A 12,667-nucleotide genomic window follows, 5' to 3' on the forward strand; every position below is an offset into this window, starting at 1 on the left:
ATAATTACAAAATGATTTTTTGAGTTTTTTTCTTAAAACGCATATAGAGAAGTATTCCGGCACTGAACAGTCCGAAAGGAAAAGCCATCCATACACCGCTTAAACCCCAGCCGAACACGAATCCGCATAGATATCCCACAGGTAAAGCTATGATAAAATATGCGATGAAAGCAATTACCATCATGGGTTTTACATCGGATATCCCTCTCAGAGCGTTGGCAAATGTAATCTGCATGCCGTCTCCCAGTTGGTATGCGATCAGGAGCGGAACTAACATGGTTACTAATTTGTTTACCTCTATATTATCGGTAAACCATCCTCCCATAGTATTCCTTAGGGAGTAAAATAACAGACTGGCTATTATGGCGAGGGTCGTAATAATATGAAAACCCGCATTGGCCGTTCGCCTTACATTTTTCATATCTTTCTGTCCCTTGAAGTTGCTGACGCGTATGGCGATGGCTGCCCCCATACCATAATATATCATATAACCTATGGTAGATACAGTCACGACGATTTGGTGAGCGGCTAGTTCCATACTTCCCAGCCATCCTATCATAATGGCACTCAGAGAGAATGATGCGGTCTCCATACCCATTTGTAATCCTACCGGCCAGCCTAATGCATTGAGACGTTTAAAGTCTGGACGATTCAGTTTTGATTGTTTGAATCCTTCGAAATAAGGATGATAACGGGCTGAAAAGAAAAAAAGAAATATGAAGACAGCCAGCATGACGATTCGGGAAAAGAGAGTGCTTAATCCGGCTCCTAATAATCCGAGTTCAGGAAAGCCTAATTTGCCGTATATCAATATGTAATTTCCTATGATATTAAGAATATTGCCTCCGATAAGTATCCACATGGAAGTGCGCGTATCTGTGATGCCGTCTGCGAATTGTTTGAACGAATTGAATAACATCACGAAAATCAGCGAAATCAATAAGACAATGTAGTAGGGGCGTATGAAAGGGAGTAGTTCTGTCGGCTGTCCCAGGCGGTCGATGTAGAAATATAATGTACCCATGATAATCGTGAGTGCAATGGCAATTAGGCTGTTGGCGAAAAGACTGTTTCGCAGCACTCTTCCTATTCCGCCCGTATTATTTCGACCGAAAAGTTCTCCGATGACCGGAGTAAGACCATACGAAAAGCCGGTACCGAATATGATGGCCAGAGTAAAAATGTTATTGGTAAAAGACGCGGCTGCCAGTTCTTCTGTCGTATGATGTCCTATCATCATAGTATCGGCAAATCCCAGGACGATAATACCCAGTTGTCCTAGCATGATGGGAATTCCCAGGTATAGTAACTGCTTATAGTGAGATTTGTAGATATCAATATTCATAATGATATAGTTGGATAACGGGATGCAAAGGTAATTATAATGCGCGGAACAGCAAAAGGGTTTTCACCGAAGAAAGGAATCCGGGTAAATATTACTCTTTTTAATCATTTAAAGATTCTCTTGTTTGAAAAGGTAAACTTCTCTTGACCTTTTATCGCTTAAATGTTACCTTTGTACAAAACAAGAAAATCGGAAGAAGAATGAAATTATCTGCGTTAGTTTTAATATTTTGTATAGCGGCTGGTTATTGTCCGGGAATATATGCCCAGGGCGGGATTACTCCCGGTATGATGAATGAGATCAGGAAAGGTTATGAAGGCACTTCTGCCGATAAAGCGTTACGTAATGCTTTGGGGGGAACTGACATCAATACGATAGCTTTTAATCAGGAAAATCGTGCAGCATTTGACACGCATTTTACTTATAAAGTGCCGTCTAATGGCATTACCGATCAGAAATCGTCGGGACGTTGCTGGTTATTTACCGGATTAAATATTTTGAGGGCCCAGGTCATGGAATTTCAGGGTATACCTAAACTCGAGTTTTCTCAGAACTACTGTTTCTTTTACGATCAACTTGAAAAGGCTAATCTTTTTTTACAGGGTATCATAGATACGAAAGACAGACCTATGGACGATAAAGTGGTGGAATGGCTTTTCCTGCACCCTATTAGTGATGGAGGTCAGTTTACGGGAATAAGCGATATCATAGGAAAGTACGGGGTCGTGCCAAAAGGAGTTATGCCTGAGACCAGCAGCAGTGAATCTACCCGTACCATGTCTTATTTGATTTCTCTGAAACTAAGAGAGCAGGGGCTGGCATTAAGAAGCATGAAGAATGCCAGTGCCGAAAAATTACAAAAAGAAAAAACGGCAATGCTCGCGGTTATTTACCGGATGCTGGCTTTGACATTGGGTGAGCCTGTGCAACAATTTACCTGGAAGAAAACCGATGCTCAGGATAATGTGCTGGAAGTGAAAGAATATACGCCGCTTTCTTTTTATAATGAATATGTCGGCAATGATCTGGCGAACGGGTATGTAATGTTTATGAACGACCCCAGCCGGGAATATTATAAATTGTATTCTATCGATTATGACCGGCATACCTATGATGGCCGGAATTGGACCTATATTAATTTACCTGTAGACGAAATCAAGAAGATGGCGATAGAATCGCTGAAGAATCATGTGATGATGTACTTTAGTTGCGATGTCGCTAAATTTTTGGATAAAAAGAATGGAACTTTGGATATTAATAATTACGATTATGAATCGTTGATGGGCACTGCTTTCGGCATGAATAAGGAACAAAGAATCATTTCATTTGCGAGTGGTTCCTCACATGCCATGACCCTTATGGCGGTTGATCTTGATAATAATAACAAACCCGTGAAATGGATGGTGGAGAATAGCTGGGGTGCTTCCAGCGGTTATAAAGGACATTTGATTATGACAGATAAATGGTTCGATGAATATATGTTCCGTTTGGTTGTGGAGAAACGTTTTGTACCGGAAAAAATATTGAAGATACTGAAAGATGATCCCGTTTTATTGCCGGCTTGGGATCCTATGTTTGCCGAAGAGGAATAAACGGTATAAATTAGTTTTTCTTTTTTTCTATAAAGAAATATTTTCCGAAAGAAATAGCTTTTACGAGTAGTAAAAAACTGTGCAGTATATATAAAGTAAATTATTCATATCAACAATTTTATAGCTTAGAGAGGATCATTCAACTTACGTTTTTAATAAATAAAAGATCGATACCATGAAAATAAAAATAGCATTTCTTGTTGGCATGTTATTTCTGTCAACGACTGTCAGTGCCGAAATTAAGTTACCGTCGATTCTGGCTGACGGGATGGTACTGCAACAGCAAACCGATGTAAAATTGTGGGGAAAGGCAAATGCCGGATCTAAGGTAAAAGTAAGAGTTTCGTGGGATGATAAAACCTATGATACCCGAAGTGATAAGGAAGGTAACTGGATGGTTCGGGTGGGAACTCCGGCGGCAGGCGGCCCGTATGAAATTACGATCAGCGATGGTAAAAAATTGACTTTAAAGAATATTCTGATCGGGGAAGTATGGTTGTGTGCCGGGCAGTCGAATATGGAAATTCCGGTGAGGGGGTATCCTTTTCAGCCCGTGCTGAACTCGAATAATATTATAGCAAAAGCGAATCCTCGGGTCCCGATAAGGATGTACACGACCGATTCGGACGAAAGCGGAGAATGGGTATTTCAGTTCAGCCGTGAACCTCAGACCGATTGCATAGGCCGATGGATGGACAATTCTCCTGAAAACGTAGCGAATATCAGTGCCGTTGCATATATGTATGCCCGCTATTTACAGGAAGCACTGGACATTCCGGTTGGGATTCTTGTTTCTACTTTGGGCGGTACACAGATTGAGTCGTGGATGAGTAAAGAAGCGTTTTCTGCTTTTCCCGATATAGATCTTGACATCCCGGATTTTGATAAAATTACCAGGCCTTACGGCCAGCCTTGTGTATTGTATAATTCTAAGTTGGCGCCATTAACCAATTTTACGATAAAGGGTTTGATCTGGTATCAGGGAGAGAGCAACAGGCATGATCCGGAAAAATATGGACAACTGATGCCGGTTTTTGTAAAGGATCTACGGAATAAATGGGGGCTGGGGGAACTTCCGTTTTATTATGTACAGATTGCTCCCTATAAATATTCCGGTCCTGATGTGGCGGAGTCGGCATATTTGCGTGAAGTACAGTTACAAAATATGAGTAAGATTCCGAATTCCGGTATGGTAACAACTTTAGATGTAGGAGAAATGAACGGAATACATCCGTCTAATAAAGAAGCCGTAGGAGAGCGTTTGGCATATTGGGCTTTGGCAAAAACATACGGAAAGAAAGGTTTTGAATATTCCGCACCGGTTTACAGTTCTATGGAAATAAAGAATGGAAAAATTTATTTAAGTTTTGATAATCTGGGATATGGAGGTTTGATCCCGGCAAAAACTCAGTTGGAAAGTTTTGAGATTGCCGGAGAAGATAAGATATTTCATGAAGCCAAGGCTGTTTTTGTTCCGGAGGTTAACCAGGTAGTTGTATGGAATGAGAGCGTACCGGTTCCTGTAGCAGTGCGGTATGCATTTAAAAATTATGCAAAGGCTTCGTTATTTACTGTTTCCGGACTTCCCGTTTCTTCCTTCAGAACTGATAACTGGTGAAGATAATTCGGTAATTATTGATGTATTTAAAAACCAAGGATAAATAATTTTATTTTTATCCCGTAAAATCCGTATCTGCGAAATGAGCGTAGAAAGTCCGATCAAAAAATCTTTTTGCTTGTTATTATATCATATGCAGTAAGTATGGAATATATAATAGAACATCATCCCGAAAGAAAACGTTTTGAAACGACATGCGATGGTTATACCGCATATATAGAATATGTGGAAGTCAGAAAAGGACTGGACCTTGTTCATACGATAGTACCGCCTCCGATAGGAGGAAGAGGAGTTGCTGCGGCTTTGGTGAAATATGTTTTGGAATATGCAGAAGCACATAACCTGTTTATCGTACCGAGCTGCTCTTATGTCGATGCTTATATCCGGAAGCATCCCGAATATGATTCATTGGTTCTTTAACGCTTTTAGAGATTAAAAATAAACCGGAAAATATTTTTCTTTTCCGGTTTATTTTATACATTTGACCTATACTTAGGGTCGTATAACGATGAAGGTTGCTGAATATTTATAGAAGTAATTGTTAAAAATTTCCTGACGTCTTTAATTAAATTAGTGTCCGGTGTAAATAAAGCGGTCTTTCTGAAATTTCTAAGTATATAGAGTCATAATGCTATTAAAAAAATTGAATAATTTCAATAACATATGTAAAGTGCCCTGTATTGTCTTTATACTGCTCCGGCAATTTGTTTTTGGGTATGACAATCTTATAATAATAAGAGGAAGAAGTCTTTTTGTTTATCATTATAATTTTTACTGATATATGATTCTATGTTGATAAAAGTCGGTTATCTATTGTTGCTTCTCCATAATATAAAATGTTCGTGTTTCCTTGTTATATTATAAAAGTGCTGTGAAGAGGATTAATATGGAAAATTCAATGCATTGGTATCTGATTGCTAATGATCAGGATTTATTTTGGGGATTAACCATTAATACAATAGGCAAACAAATATGTTTGAAAGGCGATAGTTATCCCCCTCCCGATCATCCTGTACACTATATGTTCTCTACAGAAAGAGGACGCATTCTTAACGAATATCAGTTACTCTATTTGACACGGGGAAACGGCGTATTCGAATCGACATCTTTTAAGAAAACAAAACTAAAGGCCGGCAATGCCTTTTTACTTTTTCCCGGAGAATGGCATAATTACAGTCCCGATCCGGAAACCGGATGGGAAGTATATTGGATCGGTTTTAAAGGCAAAAACATAGATAACCGTGTGAAGAGCGGATTTTTTCTAAGAGAAAAACCTGTTTTTTATGTAGGTATTCTGGAGGAGATCGTGCAGCTTTATAACCAGGGAATATCAGTGGCAAAGGAGCAGAAAACAGGATATCAGCAAATACTGGCAGGCATTGCAAATCATTTATTGGGGCTATTTTATTCTATGGATAAGAATCTGGCTTTTGATCATTTAAAAGTGGAAGATTGTATCGGCAAGGCTAAGATTTTGTTCATGGAAGATTTTAAAGGAGGAATAAAATTAGAAGAAATAGCTGCCCGGGTTAATATGAGTTATTCCCGTTTCCGTTATCTTTTCAGGGAATATACGGGTTTTACTCCGGTGCAGTATATTCAGGAATTGCGCATTATGCATAGTAAAGAGCTGTTGGCAAACACGATGATGAATATAAAAGAAATAGCGTTGGACTGCGGATTTGAAACGAGCCAGTATTTTTGTACGGTATTCAGGAAAAAAATAGGTTCGACTCCGGCCGAATATCGTGAATTTGTTCAAGGGAAAAATATGCATTTAATATAAAAATATACGTAATAGGATAATTTTTTATTTTATCAATTACTGAATTATATTTAAAACAAGAATTTATTATGGAAGACTCTATACACCGTTATCTGGTTGCTAATGAACAGGACCTTCTTTGGGGACTGACAATAAATACGGTAGGACAGCAATTGTGCTTGAAAGGGGAGAGCTATCCTCCCCGGGATCATCCCACTCATTATTTGTTCTCGATAGATCGTGGGCGTACATTGAATGAATACCAGTTATTATATATTACTCAAGGGGGAGGGACTTTTATTTCGGATTCAATAAAAAAGACCGAAGTAAAGGCGGGCAATATGTTTTTGCTTTTTCCCGGAGAATGGCATAATTATTGGCCTGATCCCAAGACCGGCTGGGAAGAATATTGGATCGGTTTTAAAGGTGAAAATATAGATAACCGTATAAAAAATGATTTTTTTAATAAACAAAAACCCGTTTTTTATGTAGGTATTCTGGATGAAATGGTTCAGCTTTATAAACAAGGCATATCGGCTGCTAAGGAACAGAAGGCCGGATACCAGCAGATATTGGCTGGTATAGTGAACCATTTGTTGGGAATGGTATATTCTATCGACAAGAACCAGGGCTTTGACAATCTGAAAGTAAAAGATTGTGTCAATAAGGCAAAGATTATATTTATGGATAATTTTAAAAAAGAAATAAAATTGGAGGATGTGGCAGCGAGAGTCAATATGAGTTATTCCCGTTTCCGTTATCTTTTTAAAGAATATACAGGATTTACTCCGGCTCAATATATACAAGAGCTGCGCGTTATGCATAGTAAAGAACTATTAACCAATACTGTTATGAATATAAAGGAAATAGCGTTTGATTGCGGGTTTGAGACATGCCAGTATTTTTGTACGGTATTCAAGAAAAAAGTAGGTTCTACTCCGATAGAATATAGAGAATTCACACAAGGGCGAAATATATAATATATAAAATATATAGATAGAAAAAGCGGCATTTCCATTTTTTCTTTTCGGCATATATGAATGGGATATATGATGGAAATAAAAGACCGGCTTATAGAAATAGCCGTGAAAATCTGAAAAAATTACCCGAAGCATATTTTATAAATTAAGATTAGCGAACTAAATAATAAATGTTTCGCTAAGCTCCGTTTTTATTCAAAATATGTGATGCATTGATAACTACCTATATATAATGTTTATAAGGCAGAAATATTATAACATATCGGGCTTGTTTTAACATAAAAACTTAGAAAACAGTAATTTCGTTTCTTTCTTTGAAATATAAAAACAGTCAGATTTTATAATAACTCAATCATATTTATAAATAAAATCATATTTCCTTCCTTTATTTTTGCTACAGTAATTCTAATATCAAAAACAAATTTGCGGCCTTTTACTTTTAGCGGTCAAAATTTACAAGAAATAAAAGTATAATTTATTATTAAAATAGCTTGTTGAAATCACATCTTTAGTTTTTATACTTAATACAATAATACCCATGAAAAAACTATCACACCTGCTACATGTAAACAGTAAAATAATAGCTCTGTTGGTATGTGTGCTGTTTATCCAGTTACCCGGAGGTTCATGTTTTGCGCAATCATCAACAACGAAGATCAAAATTTCGGGAAGTGTGGTCGATAGCGATGGTCCTATGATCGGCGTAACCGTAAGAGTGCAGAATACCGGTATAGGAACGGCTACCGATAATTTCGGAAAATTTACATTAAATAATGTCGCTTCCGATGCCAATATCGAATTTTCTTATCTGGGTTATGAAGCCCAGGTTCTTCCTGCTAAAGATGTAAACGGAAAAGAAATCGTTATGCAGTTGGAGGTTAATAAACTGAAAGACGTTGTAGTAACAGCTCAGGCGATAGGACAGAAGAACGCCATTTTTAAACAAATCAATTCAAATACGATAAAAAATGTCATCTCCGCTGAGAAACTTCAGCAAAATCCGGATGTGAACACCATCGAAGCAATAGGCCGTCTGCCGGGAATTTCGGTAACGCGTGTGGGAGGTGAAGGTGCCGGCTTTTTATTAAGAGGACTTGACGAAGCTTATTCTAAAGTACTTATTAACGGTGAACCTCTTCCGGTTAGCTTGGGAACCATATCTACTTATAGCCTACAAGGAGTTGAAGTATTTAAGAGTCTTACCGCCAATCAAGAAGGTAATGCGGTAGCCGGTTCGGTGGATCTCACTTTGCGAGAGACCCCTAAAGGGCTTCATTACAGTATTATAGCCCAAACAGGCTATAACAGACAGAACAATGATTTTGGGAATTATAATTTTGTAGGACAGGTAAGTAACCGTTTCTTTGACGATAAGCTTGGTTTTTTCCTCTCTCTCAATGCCGACCGTGTAAACCGGAGTACCAGTTTGATGAATGCCGGATATAATACGAACTATACGACGAATCTTAACGATCCGTTTTATATCAACGCTATCAATTTGAGTCTGAATAAAAGAATAAATTATAAACAGTCTGCTGTATTGACACTGGATTATATAGCCAGTCCCTCTACATTACTTAATTTCCAAACATTTGCTTCGACAAGTAACTCTAATGTTTCTACGCAATCCAAGAGTTTCAATCCGGAAGGAGGAGCAGCAACAGTTCCTATTTATGTAAATATGAACGAAACGCCCGTTTCCCGTAATTTTGGAATTACGAATAATCTGAACGGAAAAACTAAATTCGGTTTTTTGAATTCGATCCTGCAATATGGAGTCAGTTATTCATACAATCGTTCCAAAAATCCCGGAACAAGAAGCTGGGCCTATTCATCATCGACGCGTGCAGATGGATTAAAACGGGACGATCTTAAAGTTTTTTCTCCGGCTGAGGTTGCGAATAGTTTTGAATCCATATTGAACAATTTGTCCGGAACCAAACTGGAATCCATGAATGAAGACAGGACCGAAACAAGCAATTGGAGCATTACTCCCCGCATCGATTATGAAGTACCGTTTGAAACAGATAACGGTTGGTTGAAAGGAAATATAAAAATAGGGGCAAAATACCGTTACTCCCGTAATAAAGTAGATAGGACTTATTCGCATGCTTATGCCGGCAGCAATGCTCTTTTTAGTGATTTTGTAAAAGACAAATATGGCTATTCTTCGGGCTATGTAGAACTGCAGACCGATGGACAGGAAAAGAATTTCCTGGGAGGCGATTATATCTTTGGCGATAAATATTCTTTTGACAGGAGCAATCAGGTATTTGATGACTGGAAACAAAACGGAAAAGATAAATTCTTGTCAGGGGCTACCGGAGGATTGAGCGATGACCCCAGATATTCCGGGTTTGTCTATGATTTGGAAGGTTCGGCTATGGGCGACAGGAATGATAAGAATCATTATGCGGCCGTATATATCATGCCCGAGATTAATTTAGGAAAATGGCTGATGGTTATACCCGGTTTGAGATTTGAATATACGAGGTCCGATATGAAGGCATACAAGGGAAATGAAGTGACGCGTTTTTATTCGGTGTATGAGGATATGAAATCAGCTTTCGGATTACGTGATACGACGCATACCCGTACAGATCGTTTCTTATTGCCGATGATTCATGTGAGAGTGAAACCCACCAACTGGTTCTATATCCATTATTCGTATACCCATACCGTAAGACGTCCTTCGGACGGTGTAGCTCCGTTCGAGTTCTACAGTACCCAGGATCCCTCGAACTACAGATATAGTGCGGGAAATTCAGATCTGAAAACAGAACTTTGGCGCAGTCATGACCTGCAATTCACATTCCACGGCGGTAAATTGGGACTATTCTCAGTGACTGGTTTTCTAAAATCGGTTGATAACAAACTGTGGTCGAGAGCATATACGAGAATAAAAGGAGACCCTATTCCCGATCCTATTTTTAAAGATAACGATTTGGTCAAAATGACAGTATATGAAAATCATCCTTATAATATTACATTAAAAGGATTTGAAGTAGAATGGCAGTCTTCATTCGGATATTTACCGAAACCTTTATCATATCTTACTTTGAGTGCCAATTATACCTATACGTTCGGGAAATCTCCCAATCCGTATACGAGACTTTATAAATACAAACCCGAAGGTTCCCGGTATGAAGTAACCGGACGTCAGGATTCGGTAGTAATAGAACCTATGACGGGAATGCCTAAACACATGGTGAACGTTACGCTGGGAGTCGAAGTAAAGGCCTTTAAATGTTATCTCTCTTATCAGTTCACGTCGGACAAGATACAGACGACCCATCCTAACGATTTACGTCTTTATATTATGAATGAACCATATAGTCGTCTTGACTTCAATGCCTCTTACGGATTTGATTTGAAAAGCAAGGGTCTGATCGAGATATTGCTTAAGGTAGGAAATCTTACCAATAGTGAAGACCGTATCAGGTACAGAGGAGAATCCCGGCCAATAACGGTAGAACAGTATGGAGTGACGGCTGATCTTGGAATTAAGTACAGATTTTAAATAATTTTCGGGAAACGTTACAGAACCCTGCGTTTCCCGGAATAAAATAAATATTCAGGGTTCTATTAATACTCATGTGCCATGAAAAAGATTACTTTTTTATTACTTGCATGTATGATATCATGCGTTTCTTTTGTGTCGGCAAAAGAGATTTTGGATGTAGAACCCGGTACTGGTACTTTGAATGCTGCTATCAAACAATACAAAGGTGACAGGATTTATCGGTTGCAGGACGGATATAACGGTTATTATGCCTTGGATGAAATTATAACAAACGAGGATTTTGAGCTTACTATTATCGGCGGCGGTACTCCCGATGCTGATGATCCTCATCCCGAAATTCCTGCTACTTTACAAACGAGCGGAACCGGAGGCGTACCATTCTCTTACATGTTCCAGGTCTTTTCTAATATTACCTTACAAGGTATATATTTTGTAAATGCTTCGACGGACGGTGTTTTCAATACACAATTCTTTATGTGCATTGAAGGAAATAACGTAAGAGTAAATATTGATAATTGTGTTTTGGATCCGGCCGGAAATCCTATCCATTCTCCCGGTGGAAGTCCTAAAATTTACCTTACCAATAACTTGTTCAACAGACTTACAGCCCAAAATGCGAGTGTGAACGGTCCGGTGAATTTCTTTTTCCCTAATCAGGAATTTGGAGTAGATACGCTTTATGTGGAAAATAACACATTTGTAGGTTTAAGCACATCTATTTTTTCAGATAATTGCGCTCCTGTAAAAAGTAATTTTACTTTGATAAACCACAATACGTTTATTCATCACATGTCCCAGATCGATTGGATGTCCAATCAGGAAAAATTCTTTTTTACCAATAACCTGCTGTATGACTGCCATGTAATTCCTTATGAAAAAGCATGGGTAGGCGGTTGGGATAACTATCCTACGGGAAGTGTTTCAGAGTTACTTTGGTCGCATCCCAGTGCTCAGGTAAAAGAAAACGGGGTGATGATCGATTGGGGATTCGATAAGATGACAAGTTATGTAGGTTACAATATCGAATTTAAAAATCAGGCCTTTTTAGATAATCTGGATAATCTTAAAGCCTGGTGCGCAGCAGAAGGAAAACCCAATACATTCTATTTCCAGCCTTTGGTATGGACCGATGATGCTCCGGCAAGGGGAATAGAATTGTCCGAAGCATTGGCTAAAAATCCTCAGGCGAAGATATATAATAGCGGAGATCATCCTACCTGGAAAGCCGTAAGCAACAAATACGATATAAATCCTAATTTTACCGATTCCCGTATCAAAGAACATTCCGATATTATGGCGAAATGGGTAGTACCGGCTATGAAGAAAGACTATTTTAGCACAACAGGAGAAGATTTTACTCAATATAACTGGTATTGGGATCCCGATGGAAATGCAGGTCAGAATGAAACATGGCCGTTATTCGACGGTTCTTATACCAATGAAACAGCAAAGACATTCTCTATAGAATCTCTACCGGCAGGTGACCTAAACTGGTTCCCCGAAGCAAAAGCTCAATGGCTGAAGAACAAAGAAGCTATTGAAGATCACATGATAAATCAACTGAGAACAGATAAGATAGATATTACAGATGGAGTAGAATCGAATAAAATACAACAAAAGGTTAATATTTATCCGAATCCGGTTCAAGGTTCGTTTAGAATTGACGGGGTTGTTGACGGAGCTGTAACTGTTTACGATGCTACAGGAAGATTGGTTAAATCGGTACAACAATACGAAGGTTCTGTTTCGGTTGATAATCTTGTACAAGGTTTGTATTTCGTAAAATTCGAATCGAACGGAATCCATATAACACAAAAATTCATCAAAAAGTAAAGTGCTGGAGT

The 12,667-nt window shown here is 38.5% G+C and carries 8 protein-coding genes; 7 read left to right on the forward strand and 1 reads right to left on the reverse strand.

The features are described 5' to 3' along the window. Positions 1 to 4 precede the first annotated feature (4 nt). Entirely contained in the window at positions 5 to 1,345 is a 1,341-nt protein-coding gene (locus OCV73_RS02620; RefSeq protein WP_147548778.1) for an MATE family efflux transporter, read from the reverse strand. Positions 1,346 to 1,545: 200 nt separating this feature from the next. On the opposite strand from OCV73_RS02620, the gene OCV73_RS02625 reads away from it, so the two are divergent. The 7 genes from OCV73_RS02625 (at position 1,546) to OCV73_RS02655 (ending at position 12,656) form a co-directional block, all read left to right on the forward strand. Next, complete coding sequence (locus OCV73_RS02625) at positions 1,546 to 2,937, forward strand: C1 family peptidase (RefSeq protein ID WP_147548780.1); 1,392 nt, start codon at positions 1,546 to 1,548, stop codon at positions 2,935 to 2,937. Between the two features lie 175 nt (positions 2,938 to 3,112). Continuing rightward, a complete protein-coding gene (locus OCV73_RS02630) occupies positions 3,113 to 4,555 on the forward strand; it encodes a sialate O-acetylesterase (RefSeq protein WP_147548782.1) in 1,443 nt (480 codons plus the stop codon). A gap of 144 nt (positions 4,556 to 4,699) precedes the next feature. Beyond that, positions 4,700 to 4,975 (forward strand): GNAT family N-acetyltransferase, encoded by a 276-nt coding sequence (locus OCV73_RS02635; RefSeq protein WP_147548784.1) that lies wholly within the window; start codon positions 4,700 to 4,702, stop codon positions 4,973 to 4,975. 466 nt (positions 4,976 to 5,441) lie between these two features. After that, the gene (locus tag OCV73_RS02640) at positions 5,442 to 6,341 is read left to right on the forward strand and encodes an AraC family transcriptional regulator (RefSeq protein WP_147548786.1); all 900 of its coding nucleotides are present in this window, start codon (positions 5,442 to 5,444) and stop codon (positions 6,339 to 6,341) included. A gap of 68 nt (positions 6,342 to 6,409) precedes the next feature. Continuing rightward, a complete protein-coding gene (locus tag OCV73_RS02645; RefSeq protein WP_147548788.1) occupies positions 6,410 to 7,300 on the forward strand; it encodes an AraC family transcriptional regulator in 891 nt (296 codons plus the stop codon). Between the two features lie 538 nt (positions 7,301 to 7,838). Then, positions 7,839 to 10,820: a TonB-dependent receptor domain-containing protein gene (locus tag OCV73_RS02650; protein ID WP_147548790.1), complete on the forward strand. Its 2,982-nt coding sequence runs from the start codon at positions 7,839 to 7,841 to the stop codon at positions 10,818 to 10,820. An 81-nt stretch (positions 10,821 to 10,901) separates the two neighbouring features. Continuing rightward, entirely contained in the window at positions 10,902 to 12,656 is a 1,755-nt protein-coding gene (locus OCV73_RS02655; protein ID WP_147548792.1) for a T9SS type A sorting domain-containing protein, read from the forward strand. Positions 12,657 to 12,667 lie beyond the last annotated feature (11 nt).

It is taken from the genome of Barnesiella propionica, from assembly GCF_025567045.1.
GTDB classification, from domain to species: domain Bacteria; phylum Bacteroidota; class Bacteroidia; order Bacteroidales; family Barnesiellaceae; genus Barnesiella_B; species Barnesiella_B propionica.